Consider the following 20,320-nt stretch of genomic DNA (forward strand, 5'->3'; position numbering starts at 1 on the left):
AGGTTGATAGGTCAGGAGTGGAAGTGCAGTAATGTATGGAGCGGACTGATACTAATAGGCCGAGGGCTTGACCTTAAATGTTAGGTAACCTCGAAAGATAGCTTGTGAGTAGGATTGTTCAGTTTTGAGGGTGTAAAGAAATAAATTACACTTTCAGATTGTGAATGAGAAAGTAAAGCACACGAAGTGTGCAGGTAAAGTTTTCTTTGCATACTTTCTTGTACACAAGAAAGTATGCACCATTAGCTCAGTTGGTAGAGCAACTGACTCTTAATCAGTGGGTCCACGGTTCGAGCCCGTGATGGTGTACCAGATTCGGTGCGCTGTGGGTTCGAGAGAGTCCACAGCGGAACCGAGAAATACCGGAAGTCTAACTGTTATGGCCCGTTGGTCAAGCGGCTAAGACGGCGGCCTCTCACGCCGCAAACGGGAGTTCGATTCTCCCACGGGTCACCAAATTTCTTCAAGAAAGATGTTGACAGCAGACTGATGGTATGGTATAATAACAAAGCTGCACAGGAATGTGCAACGAAATAGTAGGTGTTAATGGTGACGAGGGTACACCTGTTCCCATTCCGAACACAGTAGTTAAGCTCGTTTACGGTGACAATACTTGGCTGGCGACGGCCCGGGAAGATAACTCAACGCCTACACCTGCGGATCGCAGATCCGCTCGATATTCCTCAATAGCTCAGTTGGTAGAGCATGCGGCTGTTAACCGCAGGGTCGTTGGTTCGAGTCCAACTTGAGGAGCCACTCAGACAATGCTTTGCCGTCACTTCATTGTGACGGCAGGGTAAAGTCGATTCCCTATATGGGCCTTTAGCTCAGTTGGTTAGAGCAACCGGCTCATAACCGGTCGGTCCCGGGTTCAAGTCCCCGAAGGCCCACCAAATTAAGTTAATATGGCCCGGTAGCTCAGTTGGTTAGAGCGCTAGCCTGTCACGCTAGAGGCCGTGGGTTCAAGTCCCATCCGGGTCGCCAAAAACGGTACCATAATTGTGCCGTTTTTTCTTTCGCTGCTATAGCTCAGTCGGTAGAGTGCATCCTTGGTAAGGATGAGGTCACCAGTTCAAATCTGGTTAGCAGCTCCATGAAAACGCCTGATCATTTGATCAGGCGTTTTTCTTTTACTGCAAACCGCGATCTTTGTCGAGAAATGGCGATAGAAAACTATTTTCACCCCTTGCCAGTCGATTTTTGAAATGATAAAATATGCATAGGGAGATGTCGATATGTCTCTGCATAAATTTTATCAAGCAATAGATGGAGATTTTGAAGCAGCCTGCCGCCGGTTTTACAACGAGAATATGCTGCAGAAATTCCTGATCCGATTTTTGGACGAGCCTTGCTGCGCGGAATTGAACGATGCCCTGGGTCGGCACGATCGTGATGCAGCAATCAAAGCGGTACACACGCTGACCGGACAGGCACGCAGCTTTGGCTTTATACGGCTGGAAAAGAAGAGCGCAGCACTGTTGCAAGCGCTGCGCGGCAATCAGGATGAGGAAATCACGGAACTGCGATACGAAGTCACGACCGAATACATCCGCATTGTGCATGCAATTCGCTCGCTGGCCTCTGAGCTGGGCATTTTTATGTAAGCTGCGTGTTAAACGCCCAATGCGTCCTCGATCACATCGATCAAATGGATAGGCGACACCTGAAGCGTATTCAGGCGTTCTGTAAAGGCGCGTGCTTCCGACTCGTCGATGAACACATCGGGAACGAAGCAGGTTTGTCCGTGCTCCGGATCGTGGGCACTGATACCGAAAGATATATAGGCCCCGGTCTCAGGCGAATAGTGGTTTTTGCTGATTACTTTGTAGACAAACATGATGCTTCCTCCGTCGATATTTGCTGATGTTCCCACTTCGTTTGGGAACATGTTCATTTTATCAGAAGAATTACGCGGTTTTTGCTATTCTGTGAAATTGGAGCAGAATCTTGTGAAATCGGCAGAACATGTTTAGAAACCGTTAAGAAATTCGACAAAAACTGACGAGAAAGGACTGTCAATAACCATGCTGCGGGTCGCAATTTGTGATGATTCGGCGTTAGAACGGGATATCCTTGCGGATTTTCTCAGTCATTACTGCAATGCACATGCGATTGACTATTCCTGCAAAATGTACGACAGCGGTGAACCGCTCTATTATGAGCTTGGGGACGGCGGATGGTTTGATATTATTCTGCTGGATATTCTGATGGACCCGCCGCTCGGCATTGATGTAGCACGCCGTCTGCGTGAGATCGGCTACAAGGGCACGATCGTATTTTGTACCGCTGCGCTGGATTTTGCACCGGACAGCTTTGAAGTCGGTGCATCCGGTTATCTGCTCAAGCCATATACCCCGGAGACGTTCGAGCGAACCATGCACCGCGTACTATCCGATATCGTCGAGAATACATATGCGATCAAGAATCGTTCGCAGGTGCTGCACATTCCGCGCGAAGAGATTATGTATGTGGAAAGCCATAATTCACAGTGTATTCTGCATCAGGCGGGGCAAAAGACATACACATTATATAAAAAGCTCGGCGAGATTGAGCAGGAACTGACGGCTCCGTGTTTTCTGCGGTGCCACCAGAGCTTCCTTGTGAATATGAACTACGTCAAAGCTGTGGATAAGGACTTCACCCTTACAAACGATGATGTAGTGCTTATTCGCAAGAAAAATCTGAAGGAATTGCGGCAAATCTATTTTGATTACCGCAAACAGATTCATAATAGATATTGAGGATAATTTGTGTTTGGCAAAGTTAAAACACGGATTATCTGAAAAACGAAAAGCGTCCCATTGGGACGCTTTTCGTTTTTGTGGAAGGAGAAAGAAAACTTCATTTTCCATTCTCAATTCTCCATTTTCAATTATCCCAAAGCTGTATCCAGCACCATCATCACCAGAAACCCCGCCATCACACCAAGTGTGCCCGGATGCGAATGCTCACCGAGATGTGCCTCGGGAATCAACTCCTCGACCACGACGTACAGCATCGCGCCTGCGGCGGCGGACAGCAGCCACGGCATGAATGGTGTCAGCGCGGACGCGCACAGCACAACAAGCACGCCGAAGATAGGTTCGACAATGCCGGACAGCGAACCGTAAACGAACGAGCGCGTGCGGCTGAGTCCCTCCTGATGGAGCGGAAGCGCGACTGCGGCTCCTTCCGGGAAATTCTGAATGCCGATGCCGATGGCAAGCGCACCTGCCGCTGCAAACAATCCTGCGTTGCCGGTATGCTGTGCCGCACGAGCAAATGACAGACCAACCGCCATGCCTTCCGGAATGTTGTGCAGCGTCACTGCGAGGACGAGCAGCGTTGTCCGTCGAAAGGAGGACGGCAGACCTTCGGCATGCTCTGCGCCGCTGTGCAGGTGCGGCATTAAGCCGTCCAGCGTAAGCATAAGCACCAAACCGAGGATAAAGCCGCCTGCAGCGGGTATCCAGCCCGGCTGGCCGTTCTGCGCGGCTTCGTCAATCGCGGGAATGAGCAGACTCCAGATGGACGCGGCGATCATCACACCGGACGCGAATCCGAGAAAAATCTGCTGCATCAGTGCACTGGACTGCCGTTTCATAAAGAATACCATGGCGGCGCCGATCGTGGTCATCAGGAAGGTGAATCCTGTGCCTGCGGCCGCCCAAAGCAATGCCTGCTGTATCATAAACACCTCTCTTTTTTGCGGTTAGTTGTTACTAACTATGAGCATAGCACCGAATACACTTTCTGTCAATAGGGGTTGACAGAAATGATATAATATTAGTATACAATCTTATGGGAATAAAACAGGAGGATTCCACTATGGCGGCATCCCGTGAAAAAGTGTTATATTTTGAGCCGCAGCCGAGCGAACAGACTGCGGCGCTCAAGACCGTGCTCGTTCGCATGGGCGTGCGGATTAAGAACGTCGAAGCAGTCTCTGCCGGTCAGACGGTCGGCTTTCTGCTGAACCGCAAGGGCTTTGAGCCGACTGACGAGACTGCAGATGCGCCTTCCGCACCGATGATGGTGCTGGACGGCTTTACCGAAAAGAGACTGGACATTCTGCTCCGTGAAATGAAGGCATACGGTGTTTCCGTGCCGTACAAAGCCATGGTCACCGAGCACAATATCGGCTGGACGCTGAGTGACCTGTTTACCGAGCTGGTGCGCGAGCATGAGGCTATGCACCAATGATCGAACGCGTACTGAACGATTTCGACATCGACCAGATCGCAAACTCCGGTCAGTGCTTCCGTTTCCACAGGGTTGGGGATAAGTCGTACAACTTAATTGCGGGAACACACCTGCTGAATATTCAGCAGAACGGCCGGACCGTACGGTTCGACTGCGATGAAGACGAGTTTAACGCCATCTGGCGGCCGTATTTCGATCTGGATACGGACTACGGCCGCTGCAAAGCCGCAGTTGCCAAACGCGACATCTATCTGCAGAACGCCGTTGCATACGGCGGCGGACTGCGTATTCTGCGGCAGGATCTGTGGGAAACTATTCTATGCTTTATCATCTCGCAGCAGAACAATATCGCGCGGATTACCAAGTGTGTCGAAAATTTGTGTTCCCTTTTCGGGGAAATCTGTTATAATAAGAGTGAACAGGTATACAATAGCATTCCCGCGGCAGAGCGTCTGGCGGTGTGCACGCCCGAGGACCTTGCGCCGGTGCGGCTCGGCTACCGCGCCAAATACATTTGTGCTGCGGCCCGGCAGGTCGCGTCCGGTGAGGTTGATCTGGAGGCTATCCGGCACATGGATTACGCCCGCGCCAAGGACGAACTGCTGCGCCTGACCGGTGTCGGCATCAAGGTTGCGGAGTGTATCTGTCTGTTTGCACTGCATCACATCGACGCATTTCCGGTCGATACGCATATCCGGCAAATGCTGGACACACACTATCCGAAAGGGTTTCCGCTGAAACGATATAAAGGCTTTGCGGGTGTCATGCAGCAGTATGCATTTTACTATGAATTATCACTGAAAGGTTAAGGAGTGTTTAATATGGCAGTAGTAACCATTACGAAGGAAAATTTCGAGAACGAAGTGCTGAAGTCGGACAAGCCGGTCCTGCTGGACTTCTGGGCAACGTGGTGCGGTCCCTGCCGCATGGTTTCGCCGATTGTGGACGAGATCGCAAACGAGCGTGACGATATCAAGGTCGGTAAGATCAATGTAGACGAGCAGGGTGAGCTGTCCATGCAGTTCCGCATTGTCTCTATCCCGACCCTGATCGTGATGAAGAACGGCGAGGTTGCCAATAAGGCTGTCGGCGCTATGCCGAAGGAAGAAATCCTGAATCTGCTTGGCTAAAATCAAAACCGAATCAAAAGAGCTGACTCCGTTGGAGCCAGCTCTTTGCTTTGCACCTAAAAAGTTTGTATTGAGCCGGTTTTCTTTTCTTTCGTGCGACAGCTTTTGTTTACCGTTTTGCGGTTTTGTGCTATACTAAAAATACTACCGCCAATATTGCTGATATAATGGTAAGGTATGATTTGGCAAGAGGATATGTGTTTGGAGGAGCTTGCGTGAATCGCATTTCTGATAGTATGTTTCACTCCCGCAGCACTGCATGCAAGAAGCCGTATGGCGCGGTACCGGCAGGGCAGGCGGTCGAGTTTTCTGTTTATCCGCAGCGGGCACAGGGCGCGCTGCACGTTACCCTTTGGATTGAGGAAGACGGCTGTCAGGCCGAATCCTATCCGCTGCACTGGTGCGGCTATCAAGGCTCACACGACCGGTATACGGTAACCTATACGCCGCCGCATCCCGGTCTGTACTGGTATTATTTTTCGGTGGAGCTGGCGGATGGTCTGCACTACTGTGCACGCGGCTACGGCGGTCAGGCGGAGCTGCTCGAGGCGGTCGGCGATAAGTACCAGCTGACCGTGTACGACGGCGAGTACCATACGCCGCGCTGGTTCGGCGAGGGCATCACCTACAACATTTTTCCGGACCGTTTCTGCCGCGACAAGGCGCCCGAGCAGCCGGAGAGTGAAGGCGTGGTCGAGCGTGTGCTGCACCAGAACTGGGACGATATTCCGGTCTATCTGCCGGATGAGCACGGCGAAATCCTCAACAACGACTTTTTCGGCGGCACGCTGCGCGGCGTATACGCCAAGCTGGATTATCTGGAGAGCCTGCACGTTACCACCATTTATTTCAATCCGATCTTTCAGGCGTATTCCAATCACCGCTACGATACCGGCGATTACAAGCGCATCGACCCGCTGCTCGGCTGTGAGGAGGACTTCCGTGCGCTGTGCAGCGAAGCCGCCAGACGCGGCATGCGCGTTGTACTGGACGGCGTGTTCAATCACACCGGCTACGACAGCCGCTATTTCAACGCACGCGGCCATTATGACAGCGTAGGCGCGTTCCAGTCCAAGGAATCGCCGTATTTCAGCTGGTTCGACTTTCACAACTGGCCGAACGAGTACGGTTCGTGGTGGGGCATCTACACGCTCCCGCAGGTCAATGAGAGCGACGGCAGCTATCAGGATTACATCATCGAGGACGAGGACAGCGTGGTCCGCCGCTGGCTGCGGCTGGGCGCGTCCGGCTGGCGGCTGGATGTTGCCGACGAGCTGCCGGACAGCTTCATCCAGAAGCTGAACGCTGCCGCCCGCAGGGAGAAATCCGATGCGCTCATCATCGGTGAGGTGTGGGAGGATGCGTCCAACAAAATTGCGTACTCCGAGCGTCGGCGCTATTTCCAGGGCGGCGAACTGGATTCCGTCATGAACTACCCGCTGCGAGACGCCATCCTCGGCTTTTTGAACGGCGGCACTGCCGAGCATTTCGCGGAGAGCATGGAGTGCATCCGTGAAAACTACCCGCGGGACGTGTTCTACAACCTGATGAACGTTGTAGGTACGCATGACACCGCGCGTGCGCTCACCCTTCTCGGCGTAACCGAGAACGAGTGGAAGATGGACAGAAACGGCCGCGCACACTATCAGCTACCGCCGGACCGTCTGGAGATTGCGCTGCGCCGTCTGCGGATGGCGGCAGTCATCCAGTTCACTATGCCGGGTTCTCCGACCATTTACTACGGTGATGAGGCCGGTCAGCAGGGCTTCGAGGACCCGTTCAACCGCCGGACCTACCCGTGGGGACACGAAAACCAGGAGCTGCTGGCGTTCTACCGCAGGCTGTGCGAAATCCGTGCCGAGGAGCAGACGCTCGCGGACGGCGACCTGCAGTTCAGCGACACGACAGCCGGTGCACTGCTGCGATACGAGCGCACGAGCGGAGACTCGCGTCTGGTGATCGTGGTCAACCGCGGACACCAGTATGCGGAAACAAAAATTGATGCGCTGTATGCGCTCGACCTGCTCAGCGGCGAGGGCTTCGCGTACGCCGACCCGGACGGTCTGATCGTATCCGTCCCGCCGGAGACCGCCTATATCCTGCGCTGTGTAAATGCAGCTGATTAAGGAGGATTTTTCTATGGATATGACAGAAAAACAGCTTTCCAGCGAATATAAGTTCAGAGGCAGGATCATGACCGCTCGTGTGGACGAGGTATCGCTGCCGAACGGCAAAACCGCGCCGCGCGAGATTTGTGAGCATGTTGGCGGTGTCGGCGTGCTGCCGATCGACAAGGACGGCAACGTTATTCTCGTGCGGCAGTTCCGCTATGCGTTCGATACCGAGCTGCTCGAAATGCCCGCCGGCAAGATGGACCACGGCCCGGAGGACGCCGAGGAATGCGGCATCCGCGAGCTGAAAGAAGAAACCGGCTGTACCGCCGGACGCATCGTGCCGCTCGGCGCGATCTATCCGTCTCCCGGCTTTCTGACCGAGGTGACCTATCTGTTTGCCGCGCTTGACCTGACCGAAGGCGAAATGCAGCCGGATGAGGACGAATTTGTCGAGGTCGTGCGACTGCCGATCGCAGAGGTAGAGAAAATGATCGAGCGGGACGAGATCCGCGATGCAAAAACGGTGGCGGCTATGTATAGAGCAAAGCTGAAGAATCTTTACTAAAGATAAGAGTGGAGATTGGAGAGTGCAGAGGAGGAAAGGGTTTGGATAAGAAAAAAATCCTTGTGGTTGAGGACGAAAAGGCCATTTCAGACATTCTGGTATTCAATTTACAGCGTGAGGGCTACGACACACTCGCGGCGTATGACGGCGCGGAAGGTCTGCGCTGCGCGCTTGAGGAAGCGCCCGACCTGATTCTGCTGGACGTGATGCTGCCCGAGATGGACGGCTTCGAGGTCTGCAGGCGGGTGCGCGCGGAAAAGGACACGCCGATCATCATGCTGACCGCCCGTGAGGAAGAGACCGACAAGGTCATGGGTCTCGAGCTGGGTGCAGACGACTATATTACCAAGCCGTTCTCCATGCGTGAGCTGATGGCGCGCGTCAAGGCGAACATGCGCCGTACCTACGCAGGAGAGGACAGGGAAAAGGCGGAAGCGCCGTCCGGCGGCGGTCTGCGTGTATCCAAGGACAACGGCATGGTCTACAAAAACGGTCATCCGCTCGAGCTTTCCGCGCGGGAATTTGATATTCTGTGCTTCCTGTCCGCTGCTCCGGGACGGGTTTTCTCCCGTGAGGAGCTGATGGAGCAGGTCTGGGGCTATGACTACTACGGCGACCTGCGTGCGGTGGACGTGGCGATCCGCCGTCTGCGCGAGAAGATCGAGGATGAACCGGCAAGTCCCAGATACATCATCACAAAAAGAGGCATGGGATATTACTTTGCTGACGGGGAGTAAGCTATGTTCCGTTCACTACACAGAAAACTGGTACTGATTCTGGTGCTGCTGATCGTATCCGTTATGGCGGTGGTCGGCACGTTTCTGATCAACAGTATCAACACCTTCTATCTGAACAGCTTTTATGAGCAGATGCAGGCGGTGTTCACGACCGACACCATCCGCTCCATGCAGGAGGCGGCTGCCGAACCCGGCACGGATGGTCTGAAAACCATCATAGATGCCCACAAGAGCCGACTCGGCATTGACGATTACCGCAACTATGCCATTCTCGACAGTGAGGGCGGCTTCCTTGACGGCTCCAACCCGAACGTATCCGTCACCCGCACGAGCAACGTCATTGCCGCAATGGCAGGAGAGACCGGAACGCGCTCGGCGGTATCCGACAGCATTATGGACATTGCGGTGCCGCTCGACAAGAACGGCGACGGTGCGGTGGACTACATCGTGTATATCGCGGACAACAAGCGGGAGATTTCCGATCTGTCGTGGCGGTTCTTCCAGATTGTCATGCAGGCGATGATGTTCGGCCTTCTGGCGGCTATCCTGCTGTCCTTCCTGCTCAGCAAGACCATCACCACGCCGATCGAGCGCATCACCGAGGGGGCGCGGTCGATCGCGGAAGGCAACTTTGATCAGGACCTCGGTGTGCAGTCGTCGGATGAGATCGGCGAGCTGACCCGTTCGTTCAATTACATGGCGCATCGTTTGAAAAACACGGTCGGCGAGGTGCAGGGCGAGCGCGACAAGCTGAACACGCTGTTCCTGCACATGACCGACGGCGTAGCCGCCTTCACGACCGACGGCACGCTCATCCACATGAATCCGGCAACCGAAAATCTGCTGGGCGTGCGTGTAGAGCAGAAGCTGAGCTTTGATGAGATGTTCGCCGATCTGGACATGCCGGATACGGACGAAACCGTCTCGCGCAGCTTCCTTACGAACGAGATTACGCGATTTGGGCGCGTGCTGTCCGTCACGCTGGCGCCTTACGGCGCACTGGACGGCGAGGGCGGCGTCATCGCGGTCATTCACGATGTCACCGAGCAGCGCCGTCTGGATGACGCACGCCGCGAGTTTGTGGCAAACGTGTCGCACGAGCTGCGCACGCCGCTGACGAATATCCGCTCGTACACCGAAACGCTGCTCGATGCCGCCGGAGAGCTGCCGCTTGACACGGAAAAGCAGTTTCTGGGCGTTATTTCGAGCGAGAGCGAGCGCATGGCGCGTATTGTCACCGATCTGCTGACGCTTTCCAAGCTGGATTACGGACGGATGGAGCTGCGTATGACGCGGTTCTCGGTGTCCGATCTGCTGAAAAAGGTGACGAATGCCATGAAGCTGACCGCCGAGGACAGCGGTCATATGATCCTCGTTGAGACCGAGCCGAACCTGCCGCCGATGGTCGGAGACAGAGAACGCATCGAGCAGGTTGTGGTAAATATTCTGTCCAACGCGGTCAAGTACACGCCTTCAGGCGGCAGGATCCGTCTGACGGCACAGCGCGCAGGCGCAAACCATGTGCGCATCACAGTTGAGGACAACGGTGTCGGCATTCCGGCGGACGATGTGCCGCGCCTGTTTGAGCGATTCTACCGCGTGGACAAGGCACGCTCGCGTGCCGCAGGCGGCACCGGACTGGGTCTGGCGATCGCCAAGGAGATCGTTGAGCAGCACGAGGGCAAGATCGCTCTGACCAGTGAATACGGCAAGGGCACGACCGTGACGATCACGCTTCCGACCGACCTCAAGCCGCACGGCAGGGAGGATAAGGTATGAGAGGTGCGAAACGCTCAGCGAAGAACACCGCAAAGAATATCTCGCTTTTGGTGCTGTGCGGACTGATGGGCGTGCTGTGTGCGGTAAACTGGCTGATGGGTCTGAACATTGCGCAAATGCCTGCAGACAGCGCACTCCGCCGTCTGCACGACCGCTTTGTGGGCGGTGCGGTGGGCTATGAGATACGGTCCTCCGGTGTTTCGGCGGCGGATCCGGCACAGATGGCGCTGACCGTTGACGGCAAGCTGTACGGCGTGCAGTACAATCTGACCGATATTGACGCCGGCATCACGGCAACGCGTTCGCTGTGGTCGCAGGCGCTCACAGGTGAGGGGCTGCGGACGGCTGATGAGAGTGAGCTGTGCACGGCTCTGCGGTCGGGCAGCTGTGCGCTGCTGCGCTACCACGGTGCGATCCCGATGCAGTCTATTGCGGGCTGGCTGGGCGGCTCGTGGAAGGATAATGCCCGACTGCAGGTCGAAACACTGGTGTATGCCGCCGGTGTGCAGCGGCTGTTTGTCCGCATGGCAGACGGCAGGCTGTATGCTGCGGATGCAGCGGTCTCGCAGAATGCACTCGAGGAGGCACAGAAGAACTTCCGCGGTCTGTCATGCAGCTTTGCGGAAGATGCGTATGCGGTCTATCCGGAAACGCTGCTGTTTGACAGCGAGGCGCTGTCGCTTCCGGTGCTGAAGCCGGCGCAGATCAACCTGTTTGCCGCACAGAGCGGCACCGGACTGGAGGATTTGCTCGATGCATTCGGCTACACGGCCTACACGGATTTTTACAATGAGCAGGACGGAACTGTCCGCGTGTTCCTCGATGATACGAGCACGCTGCGGCTGAATGCGTCCGGTCTGGTGCAGTACGCGTCCACGGACGGCTCGGCAACGGTGAGCGCTTATGACGAAAGCGATATCACGGATGCGGCGGCGCTGGATGCACAGCTGGACTGCGCCCGGCTGATTCTCGATGCGGCGCAGCGAGCGGGCGATACGGATACGCATGCGTCGCTGTACGCGGTGGAGCGCAGCGGCGAGCAAACCACACTGATTTTTCTGCAGATGTACAGCGGCGTGCCGGTGCTCGGTGACGCGGACTTTGCAACCTTCGTATTCGATGGCAGTGCGCTGCGCACGGCAACGATTCGGCTGCAGAAATTTCAGCCGACCGGCGGCAAACGCACGGTCATGCCCGCAAAACAGGCGGCAGCCGGAGCCTCCGGCGCGGAACGCGGTCTGATGGCAGCCTACCGGGCACAGGACGGACAGTATGTACCGAGCCGGTTTTATCTGAAAAATGCGGCAGAGTGACCGCAGAAGGGAGATGAGAGCGCTTGCAATGGGATAAAGTCAAAAATATACTGATCGCAATACTGCTTACGATCAACCTGTTTCTGCTGGGCAATCTGGCGGTACGCGGCTGGCAAAGCCACCGGAGAACGAGTGAGCTTGAGGCCAATCTGCGCACGCTGGTGAGCGCCAGAGGGATGCAGCTGGATACGGCGTTCTCGTTTCCGGAGGACATCACGCTGCCCGAGCTGTCGCTCGACCGCAGCCGCGCAGATGAGGAAAAAATCGCAGCCGCCATGCTGGGCGAACACGCTGAACGCACCGAGCAGGAGGACGGCACGGTGCGCTTTGAGAGCGATAGGGGCACGCTCGAGTGGCAGGCGGACGGCAATGTGCAGGCGGACTATACGCTGACTGAATCTGCGCCGACTTCCGCATCGGAAGCGCTCGAGCAGGCGCGCCGACTGTGCAGCCGGTGGGGCTTTCAGGCCGAGCAGGCCAGCTGGACGGCGGAGGACACGGTAGTTACGCTGACCGGCTCGGTCGCCGGACTGCCGGTGCACAATCGGCGGCTGACACTGGACTTTTCTGCCGGAGACGGCTCGGTGTCGCTCGTCGGACTGTGGAGCTTCGGCACGCCGTACACCACCGCGAACGGCATCAGCATTACCTGCAGCGCAGCAGATGCTTTGCTGCAGTTTGCCGCAGAAAGCGGCGAAACCGGTAAGATTGAGTCGATGACAGCCGGTTATCGTATGCAAACCGACAGCAGCCGCCGTATTCGTCTTACACCTACTTGGAAGATTGACACCGAAACAGGCGAATATTTGGTGGATTGTGACAAAAAGACGATTATCGGTGAAGAAAACTGAAAAACTGCTTTTCTTTATCTGAAATTGTGGTAAAATGTATTAGTGAGATTTTACGCGAATGGGTTTAGCCGCTGTCGGAGCTGCCTGTAAAGAGGATCGGCACGGACAGTCATTCGCTGACATAAGATACAGTATTCGGAGAAAAACGCGGAGATTTCCGCGCCAAGGCTTAGTGAGGAGTAGGTAGATTGACAAAGTATGTAATCAACGGCGGCAAGACGCTGAATGGTGAGGTGACCATCTCCGGCGCAAAGAATGCAGCGGTCGCAATCGTTCCGGCGGCTCTGCTGGCAGATGGCCCGGTTCGTCTTGAAAACGTGCCCAAGATCATTGATGTAACGCTGCAGATGGAGATCATGCGTGAGCTGGGCGCGCAGATCCGCCAGATCAACGCCACTACGGTGGAAATCCAGAATACGCAGAACCCGAGTCTCAAGCCGCACGAGCTGGAGCGCAAGCTGCGCGCATCCTACTATCTGCTCGGCGTGCTGCTCGGCAAGTACGGCTTTGCCGAGGTAGCAATGCCAGGCGGCTGCAACTTCGGCGGCGTCCGTCCGATCGACCAGCACATCAAGGGTTTTGAAGCTCTGGGTGCAAAGGTAACGCTGCCCAAGGGCGGTTACATCCGGGTCGAGGCACCCGAGGACGGCCTGCACGGCGCACATATTTATTTTGACGTTGTTACGGTCGGCGCGACCATGAACATCATGCTCGCAGCCGTTCTGGCCAAGGGTCAGACGATTATGGAGAACTGCGCGAAGGAGCCGCACATTGTCGATCTGGCGAACTTCCTGAATGCAATGGGCGCGGATGTTAAGGGCGCCGGCACCGATGTGATCAAGATCCGCGGTGTAGAAAGCCTGCACGGCGGCAGTTACTCCATCATTCCGGATCAGATCGAGGCGGGCACCTTCATGGCAGCCGTTGCAGCCTGCGGCGGTTCGGTTCTGGTGAAGAATGTTATTCCGCGTCATCTGGAGTGCATCACCGCAAAGCTGCGTGAGATGAGCGTTGAGGTCACCGAGTTTGACGATGCGGTGCTCGTTCGCCGCGAGGGCAAGCTGACCAAGACCAACATCAAGACCCTGCCGTATCCGGGCTTCCCGACCGACATGCAGCCGCAGATGACGACGGCGCTGTGTCTGGCAGAGGGCACCAGCATCATCACTGAGGGGATCTGGGGCAGCCGCTACCGCTATACCGAGGAGCTGACTCGCATGGGTGCAAACATTCATGTGGATGGCGCGATCGCGGTTGTTGAGGGTGTCAGGGAGCTGAATGGTGCTCCGGTCCGTGCACACGACCTGCGTGCAGGCGCGGCGATGGTCATCGCCGGTCTGGCAGCCAAGGGTGTTACCGAGGTCGAGCAGGTGCAGAACATCGAGCGTGGCTATGAGACGCTCGTAGAGAAGTTTGTTGCTCTGGGTGCGGATATGTATCGCTCCGAGATTCCGGAAAGCGCCGAGAACAAGTAATTTCTAATTGTAATGAGGAAAAAAGGCGGAGGGAGCATCCTTTCGCCTTTTTTGCAGAATATAAGGCAGATGAGCAGAATGGAAGCAGAGTGTATGGTTCGGCGTGCGTCTGATGCGGACATGGATGCGGTTCTCGCTTTTGCCGCGCAGATTTTCGCGGACGAGCAGGATATTCCGAAGGAGCTGAACTTCATCCCGGCGGATAAGCAGCCGCAGTGGTGGTGCATGGAGCAGGACGGCGAACTCGTCGGCACAGCGGCCATTTACCGTGAGGGCGGGCAGTGGCACATGGGCCGCATCACGGTCGCGCGCAGGCTGCGCGGACAGCACAAGGGAACCTTTCTGCTGAAACGTGTGCTGGACGATGTTTTTGCACAGGGTGTGGATAACATTTTCCTCGAAGCGAGAGACGCAACGGTGCACATTCTTACCGGATTCGGCGCAGAGATTGCCGGGGAATCGTTCGCATTCTACTGCGGAAACGTCACACCGATGATTCTAACGCGAACCGCCTTTCTGCAGCACACAAACGGATGAAAACAACTGCTGAAGGAGTACCATGGCAGAGCATTATTATTACAGTATCGCCAGCGGTTCGAGCGGCAACTGCGGCTTATATATGGCGGACGGCACCGCGATCCTGATCGATCTCGGTGTGTCGCTGCGCAGGATTACGACTGCGCTGAAGGCACTGTCGCTCACGCTGGAGGATATTTCGGCGGTGGTGCTGACGCATGAGCACATCGACCATGTGAAGGGACTGCCGATGTTTCTCAAAAAAGCGAAGGCGCCGGTGTTTGCCACTCGCGGCACAGCCGAGGCTTTCGAGGAAAAGAATCCGGAGTACGCCGACCGTCTGAACATATTCGACAGCGGTGAGCGCTTCTGGGTCAGGGATGTGGACGTTGTGCCGTTCCCGACGCCGCATGACGCAGCCGAGAGCACGGGCTACATATTCGAGCACGGCGGCAGCCGGTTCGGCTTTGCAACCGACCTTGGCTTTGTGCCGCGCGATGCGGCCGAGCTTCTGCGCGGCTGTGAAATGGTCGTGCTGGAGAGCAACCATGACCCGCACATGCTGCAGGCCGGTCCGTACCCGTATTCGCTCAAGATGCGTGTTGCCGGACCGAGCGGGCACCTGTCCAATCCGGACTGCGCCGTATTTGCAGCGGATCTGGTGAAAAACGGCACGCGAACGCTCGTGCTGGCGCACCTGAGTGAGAAAAACAACATGCCGGAGTTGGCGCGGCAGCAAACGCTGTCGGCGCTGCGCGGACTGCCTGCGTGCGAGGTGCTCGTTGCACCAAAGGAGCACATGGAGCATCCGGTATCGTTTGGGGAGGAAAAACTATGCTCTCTGTCCGGCTGATCTGCGTCGGAAAGCTCGGAGAAAAATTCTGGGCGGACGCTGTCAAGGAATATACCAAGCGCCTCGGCGCATATTGTAAATTAGAGATCATCGAGCTGCCCGAGCAGCGTCTGCCGCAGACGCCCTCTGAGGGCGAGATCGCACAGGCGCTCGAAAAGGAAGCCGCGCTCATCGAGAGCAAGCTGCTGCCCGGCGCGTCTGTGATTGCGATGTGTGTCGAAGGCAAGCCGATGTCCTCTGAGCAGCTGGCGGACTATTTCGGAAAGCTGACCGTATCGGGGACAAGCAAGATCTGCGTGCTCATCGGCGGCTCGTGCGGCCTGTCCGAGCGGGTGAAAAAGAAGGCGGCGCTGCGGCTGTCCATGTCACCGATGACGTTTCCGCATCATTTAGCAAGAGTGATGGTGCTCGAGCAGATTTACCGCGCGCTCAATATCGCGGCAGGCGGCAAGTACCACAAGTGAGGAGCGTGCCGGATGATAGATGGCGAACTCGTTACGATCATTGTAAATCTGCTGCTGGTAGGCGGGTTTCTCTGGTGGATGCTGCATCCGCGGCATAACAATAACGAAGAGCCGCCGGTGCCGAAACCGCTGCCGAAAACCGGCAAAATGCGCTGTCCGATGTGCGGCGCGGAAGCAAAAGTCACGGGCAAACAGTGGGAGTGTCCGTGGTGCGGTGACTGCGGTTGGATCAAATAAAGTTTGGGTACAAAAACAACCCGGTTAAATGCGGCTAATATCAAGAAAAACCATTTACATTATGGACCGGATTTTGTAAAATATATATTAGAGAAGAACGCGGTTATTCGCACGGGACAAATGCGGAGCCGCGATGAGGGAAATTTTATTTCAGGAGGGGCGTCCCATGATTATCACGATAACGCTTAACGCTGCACTGGACCGTACGCAGCGGATCGAGCACCCGCTGCAGGTGGGCAAGCTCAATCGCGCGGTGTCCAGTCATCTGGAACCGGGCGGCAAGGGCATCAACGTGTCGCGCGCGATCAAGGCGTTGGGCGGCAGCAGTATTGCGCTTGGCTTCAGTGCGGGCACAAACGGCCGCATTATGAAGGACATGCTGACAGCAGCGGACATTCACCACGATTTTGTTGATATTGCGGGACAACTCCGTGTCAATACGCAGATCATTGATGCGCAGGGCGGCCATACCGAGGTAAATGAGCCGGGCAACAAGCTGGATGATTCGGATTTCCTGCGTTTGCTCGACCGCATGGAGAACTATCTGGACGAGGGCAATATCTTCGTTCTGTCGGGTTCTACGCCGCCGGAGTTCCCGCTGAAGAACTACCGTAAGCTGTGCAAGACCATCAAAAAGCACGGCTGCAAGCTGATCATCGACGCACAGGGCGAGCTGCTGCAGGAGGCACTGAGGTGCGAGCCGGACTTTGTAAAGCCGAACATCTTCGAGCTGGCTGAGGCTGTAGGCGACAAGCCGTCCGCCGATCCCGAGGTCGTTGTACATTCCGCACGCAAGATGCTGGATATGGGCGCAAAGGCTGTTTGTGTTTCCATGGGTCAGGAGGGCGCTCTGCTGACCGCAAAGGACGAGCCGGAGTCGCTGTACGTTACTACCAACCCGAAAATCTACGACGAAGGTGCGGTCGGTACCGGCGATGCAATGGTCGGCGCGATTGCAAACGCTATGCACGCGGGCATGAAGTTTGACGAGGTGGCACGCTACGCTGTTGCGATGGGCCGTGCATGTGCCCGTCTGGCCGGCACCGAGATGGCCTCTCTCAAGAAGGTTTACGAGGTGTACGAGACCACGCAGGTTTACGTTCTCTGAGCTGTCGCGGAATCACGGTTCCGCCGACAAGCAGGAACGGACCGCAGGCCGTTCCAAAGTCGTCCGAAAGTTCCTATACAGAAACTTTCTTCCTCTTAAAGTCAAAAAAGAGTGATATATGCTCCCTCTTTTTTGGCATTTGCAATGCAAATGCTATTTTATGCGCGCTGCCGCGCGGGACGATGAAATCTGGTAGTTAGTTGAGAAATGGAGAGAACAACAGATTGTTGTTCTCTCTTTTACGCTTTTCGCAATTACTTTAAGGAGTTAACAAATATGGATAAAAAACAATTACAGCAGCGCGTCACGGAGCAGCGCCGCCGCGTACGCCGCAGACTGACCATTCGCGGCGTACTGTCGCTTCTGGTCGTGCTGACATTCATACGCTGTGCGTTCATGCAGCGGTATGAGAATATGTTCGTATGCGTGCTGTCGCTTGTGCTGCTGGCGATGCCGACGCTGATTGAAAAACAGCTTGCCATCGACATCCCGCCGATGATGGAAGCTATCATCTACTGCTTTATCTATGCCGCCGAGATCCTGGGCGAGATCAATTCGTTCTACACCATCATTCCCGGATGGGACACCATGCTGCACACGATAAACGGATTTCTGGTCGCGGCGGTCGGCTTCTGCCTGGTTGACCTGTTTAACCGAAGCGAACGGTTTACCTTCAAGCTGTCGCCGCTGTTCCTGGCTATCGTGGCGTTCTGCTTCTCCATGACGGTCGGCGTGTTGTGGGAATTTTTCGAGTTCACCGCTGATCAGGTGATGAACACGGACATGCAGAAGGACTATGTCGTGCACGAGGTCAACACGGTGTCACTCAACCCGGACGGCCTGAATGTGCCGGTGCATGTGCAGATTGAGTCGGTCAGCGTTAACGGTGAGGACTGGACGGAGCAGCTTGGCGGCTATCTGGATATTGGCCTGATCGACACGATGAAGGATCTGCAGGTCAACTGCATCGGTGCGATCGCGTTTTCCATCATCGGCTTCTTCTACGTCAAGCACCGCGGCAAGGGCAAGCTGGCGGCAGCGCTCATTCCGGTCGTGCTCGATCCCGAAAAAGAAAAAAGTAAAAAAGATGAGCAAAACAGGGAACCAAATGACGAGTGATTCCGTCTAATTCAATACTATCCCCGAAAACGATCTGAAGGAGAGTATGAAAGTATGATGAAAAAACGAATGACCGCAGGTATGCTTGCGACACTCATGGCGGCAGTCCTGCCGGTTTCCGCGTGCGCGGCTCAGAATTCGGCGCCGCAGCCGCAGCTGAATACCGCAGAGCATATGCAGTATATGAACGGCTACACGGACGGCACCTTCCGTCCGGATGCGTCCATCACCCGTGCAGAGGCGAGCAAGCTGCTGGCCTCTCTGTTGGTGAACAAGGTCGAGAATGAGGACCATCTGTTTAATGACGTTTCGGTTTCCGCGTGGTATGCGGACGCTGTTCGTCAAATGACCGGGTTCGGTCTGGTGAACGGTTACACGGACGGCACGTTCAAGCCGAACGCCAAGATTACCCGTGCAGAGTTTGTAGCGATTCTGTCGCGCTTCCCGCACACCGACATCGGCACGGACAAGTCGTTCGCTGATGTACCCAAGACCAACTGGGCGTACAATGCGGTGCAGACCGCTCTGGCACAGGGCTGGATTTCGGCAGGCACGAATTTCCGCCCGAATGCGCCGATTACCCGTGCGGAGACGGTAACTATCCTCAACCGTGTGCTCGGCCGTCAGGCGGATGAGTTTACGATCAATACGAGTGAGGGCATCCGTATTATGCCGGACGTGCCGAACACGCACTGGGCATACTGGGATATGCTTGAGGCAACCACCGACCATAAGTTTGACAAGTCGAGCGGCTCCGAAAAGTGGACTTCGTTCGATAAGGAGACTACCGATTTGACGCCGGGCTGGCATAACATTGGCGGCAAGCTGTTCCATGTCAACGAGGACAAGCAGTTTGACCATGACAAGTTCATCGGCTCGCTCGAGCTTGACCACAACGGCTATTACATCACCGGCTCGACCGAGCTGGACGCGCTGCTGGCTTCTGCAGTAAAGAGCGTTGTCAAGGACAGCATGACCCAGCAGCAGAAGCTGCGTGCGGTGTATGATTACGCGAAGAATACGTTCGGCTATCTCGGCATCGGCGCGGCTGACACTTCGAAGAGCGACTGGGCGCTGACCTCTGCGACCGATATGCTTAAGACTCACAAGGGCAACTGCTACTCGTGGGCGGCAGGCTTTACTTACCTCGCCCGTCAGGTCGGCTTTGATGCACAGGCGATTCCGGGCACCGGCGTTTCGCCCAAGGGCAGTGAGTCGGTTCACGCGTGGACCGAGATCACCATTGACGGTACGGCGTACACCTTTGACCCGCAGATTGAAAGCGTGTATAAGAAGCGCTACAACGAGAATTACGACCTGTTCATGAAGAAGTACGGCGAGGCTGTCTGGGGCTATAAGAAGCCGGAGGTGAGCGAGCCGGAGCAGCCGGAGACCGCCAAGGTGGATGAGCAGCTTTCCGCACTGGTGAGCAAGATTTACGGTGCGCGTCCGTTCGGCGGCATGGGCGTTGCCGAGGAGGCACTCTATAACGGCATGGGTGAAGACGGCATGAGCCGCGGCCTGTTCTGGTACCTTGGTACGGATGACATCAAGTTTGAGGCAGGCGTGGCCTCCGAGTCTATGATTACCTCGCAGGCACATTCCATCGTTGTTCTGCGCTTTGCGGATGAAAAGCAGGCGGCAGACGCGGCGGCTAAGCTCAAGACCACGGTTGACCCGCGCAAGTGGATCTGCGTAGGCGTTGATGAGGCCAAGGTTGTCTCCAAGGGCAAGCTGGTCTGCGTTGTGATGGACGACGAAAACGGCGATTACTACATCAATAATTTCAAGGCGAATGCCTGAAACTGACCTTGTGAAACTTGCGTGAACTGACACTTTCCTAAAGCCACAATATCGCATACAATAGGCTTACAGAC

At 55.8% G+C, this 20,320-nt stretch carries 21 protein-coding genes, 6 tRNA genes and 1 rRNA gene; 26 read left to right on the forward strand and 2 right to left on the reverse strand.

Annotated elements, in window-relative coordinates; genetic code table 11:
• Positions 1-236: 236 nt before the first annotated feature.
• The 8 genes from C7386_RS06950 to C7386_RS06985 all read left to right on the forward strand — a co-directional run bounded on the left by C7386_RS06950 (position 237) and on the right by C7386_RS06985 (position 1,604).
• Positions 237-312, forward strand: a tRNA-Lys gene (locus tag C7386_RS06950).
• Between the two features lie 69 nt (positions 313-381).
• Positions 382-456, forward strand: a tRNA-Glu gene (locus C7386_RS06955).
• Positions 457-536: 80 nt separating this feature from the next.
• Positions 537-653: ribosomal RNA gene (gene rrf / locus C7386_RS06960) — 5S ribosomal RNA — on the forward strand.
• Between the two features lie 27 nt (positions 654-680).
• A tRNA-Asn gene (locus C7386_RS06965) sits at positions 681-756 on the forward strand.
• 60 nt (positions 757-816) lie between these two features.
• A tRNA-Ile gene (locus tag C7386_RS06970) sits at positions 817-893 on the forward strand.
• A gap of 14 nt (positions 894-907) precedes the next feature.
• Positions 908-984: transfer RNA gene (locus tag C7386_RS06975), tRNA-Asp, on the forward strand.
• Between the two features lie 34 nt (positions 985-1,018).
• Positions 1,019-1,094 (forward strand) — tRNA-Thr (locus tag C7386_RS06980).
• 141 nt (positions 1,095-1,235) lie between these two features.
• Positions 1,236-1,604 carry an Hpt domain-containing protein gene (locus C7386_RS06985; protein WP_110436076.1) on the forward strand — a complete coding sequence of 123 codons (369 nt, stop codon included), beginning with the start codon at positions 1,236-1,238 and terminating at the stop codon, positions 1,602-1,604.
• Between the two features lie 8 nt (positions 1,605-1,612).
• Here the strand turns inward: C7386_RS06985 and C7386_RS06990 are convergent, their stop codons facing one another.
• Positions 1,613-1,837, reverse strand: coding sequence for a DUF6514 family protein (locus C7386_RS06990; protein WP_110436077.1), 225 nt, complete (start codon positions 1,835-1,837; stop codon positions 1,613-1,615).
• A 187-nt stretch (positions 1,838-2,024) separates the two neighbouring features.
• Here C7386_RS06990 and C7386_RS06995 point away from each other — a divergent pair, with 187 nt between their 5' ends.
• Positions 2,025-2,741, forward strand: coding sequence for a LytR/AlgR family response regulator transcription factor (locus C7386_RS06995; RefSeq protein WP_110436078.1), 717 nt, complete (start codon positions 2,025-2,027; stop codon positions 2,739-2,741).
• A gap of 131 nt (positions 2,742-2,872) precedes the next feature.
• Here C7386_RS06995 and C7386_RS07000 read toward each other — a convergent pair whose 3' ends face one another.
• Positions 2,873-3,670 carry a ZIP family metal transporter gene (locus C7386_RS07000; protein WP_207655856.1) on the reverse strand — a complete coding sequence of 266 codons (798 nt, stop codon included), beginning with the start codon at positions 3,668-3,670 and terminating at the stop codon, positions 2,873-2,875.
• Positions 3,671-3,807: 137 nt separating this feature from the next.
• Here C7386_RS07000 and C7386_RS07005 point away from each other — a divergent pair, with 137 nt between their 5' ends.
• The 17 genes from C7386_RS07005 to C7386_RS07085 all read left to right on the forward strand — a co-directional run bounded on the left by C7386_RS07005 (position 3,808) and on the right by C7386_RS07085 (position 20,246).
• Entirely contained in the window at positions 3,808-4,182 is a 375-nt protein-coding gene (locus tag C7386_RS07005; protein ID WP_158557306.1) for a DUF3783 domain-containing protein, read from the forward strand.
• On the forward strand, positions 4,179-4,991 hold the full coding sequence (locus C7386_RS07010) for a DNA-3-methyladenine glycosylase family protein (protein ID WP_116705144.1): 813 nt from the start codon (positions 4,179-4,181) through the stop codon (positions 4,989-4,991). Before C7386_RS07005 ends, C7386_RS07010 begins: the two co-directional genes overlap by 4 nt.
• A gap of 12 nt (positions 4,992-5,003) precedes the next feature.
• Positions 5,004-5,312: a thioredoxin gene (trxA, locus tag C7386_RS07015; RefSeq protein WP_116705145.1), complete on the forward strand. Its 309-nt coding sequence runs from the start codon at positions 5,004-5,006 to the stop codon at positions 5,310-5,312.
• 215 nt (positions 5,313-5,527) lie between these two features.
• Positions 5,528-7,438 carry a glycoside hydrolase family 13 protein gene (locus C7386_RS07020; protein WP_318261247.1) on the forward strand — a complete coding sequence of 637 codons (1,911 nt, stop codon included), beginning with the start codon at positions 5,528-5,530 and terminating at the stop codon, positions 7,436-7,438.
• 13 nt (positions 7,439-7,451) lie between these two features.
• Entirely contained in the window at positions 7,452-7,991 is a 540-nt protein-coding gene (locus tag C7386_RS07025) for an NUDIX hydrolase (protein ID WP_116705146.1), read from the forward strand.
• A 41-nt stretch (positions 7,992-8,032) separates the two neighbouring features.
• Positions 8,033-8,728, forward strand: coding sequence for a response regulator (locus C7386_RS07030; RefSeq protein WP_110436083.1), 696 nt, complete (start codon positions 8,033-8,035; stop codon positions 8,726-8,728).
• Between the two features lie 3 nt (positions 8,729-8,731).
• Entirely contained in the window at positions 8,732-10,507 is a 1,776-nt protein-coding gene (locus C7386_RS07035; RefSeq protein ID WP_110436084.1) for an ATP-binding protein, read from the forward strand.
• The gene (locus C7386_RS07040) at positions 10,504-11,820 is read left to right on the forward strand and encodes a hypothetical protein (RefSeq protein ID WP_110436085.1); all 1,317 of its coding nucleotides are present in this window, start codon (positions 10,504-10,506) and stop codon (positions 11,818-11,820) included. Before C7386_RS07035 ends, C7386_RS07040 begins: the two co-directional genes overlap by 4 nt.
• A 23-nt stretch (positions 11,821-11,843) precedes the next feature.
• Entirely contained in the window at positions 11,844-12,671 is an 828-nt protein-coding gene (locus tag C7386_RS07045) for a two-component system regulatory protein YycI (protein WP_110436086.1), read from the forward strand.
• A gap of 188 nt (positions 12,672-12,859) precedes the next feature.
• Positions 12,860-14,146 carry a UDP-N-acetylglucosamine 1-carboxyvinyltransferase gene (gene murA / locus C7386_RS07050; RefSeq protein ID WP_110436087.1) on the forward strand — a complete coding sequence of 429 codons (1,287 nt, stop codon included), beginning with the start codon at positions 12,860-12,862 and terminating at the stop codon, positions 14,144-14,146.
• 69 nt (positions 14,147-14,215) lie between these two features.
• On the forward strand, positions 14,216-14,683 hold the full coding sequence (locus C7386_RS07055; protein WP_165815494.1) for a GNAT family N-acetyltransferase: 468 nt from the start codon (positions 14,216-14,218) through the stop codon (positions 14,681-14,683).
• Positions 14,684-14,705: 22 nt separating this feature from the next.
• On the forward strand, positions 14,706-15,515 hold the full coding sequence (locus C7386_RS07060; RefSeq protein ID WP_110436089.1) for an MBL fold metallo-hydrolase: 810 nt from the start codon (positions 14,706-14,708) through the stop codon (positions 15,513-15,515).
• Positions 15,497-15,979, forward strand: coding sequence for a 23S rRNA (pseudouridine(1915)-N(3))-methyltransferase RlmH (rlmH, locus tag C7386_RS07065; protein WP_110436090.1), 483 nt, complete (start codon positions 15,497-15,499; stop codon positions 15,977-15,979). The genes C7386_RS07060 and rlmH overlap by 19 nt, the downstream gene beginning before the upstream one ends.
• Before the next feature lie 12 nt (positions 15,980-15,991).
• Entirely contained in the window at positions 15,992-16,216 is a 225-nt protein-coding gene (locus tag C7386_RS07070; RefSeq protein ID WP_110436091.1) for a hypothetical protein, read from the forward strand.
• Between the two features lie 166 nt (positions 16,217-16,382).
• A complete protein-coding gene (locus C7386_RS07075; protein ID WP_158580252.1) occupies positions 16,383-17,324 on the forward strand; it encodes a 1-phosphofructokinase family hexose kinase in 942 nt (313 codons plus the stop codon).
• A gap of 276 nt (positions 17,325-17,600) precedes the next feature.
• Positions 17,601-18,443, forward strand: a complete 843-nt coding sequence (locus C7386_RS07080) for a DUF2238 domain-containing protein (protein WP_116705148.1) — start codon at positions 17,601-17,603, stop codon at positions 18,441-18,443.
• Between the two features lie 54 nt (positions 18,444-18,497).
• A complete protein-coding gene (locus tag C7386_RS07085; RefSeq protein ID WP_116705149.1) occupies positions 18,498-20,246 on the forward strand; it encodes an S-layer homology domain-containing protein in 1,749 nt (582 codons plus the stop codon).
• Positions 20,247-20,320 lie beyond the last annotated feature (74 nt).

This window comes from Agathobaculum butyriciproducens, assembly GCA_003096535.1.
Classification (GTDB): domain Bacteria; phylum Bacillota; class Clostridia; order Oscillospirales; family Butyricicoccaceae; genus Agathobaculum; species Agathobaculum butyriciproducens.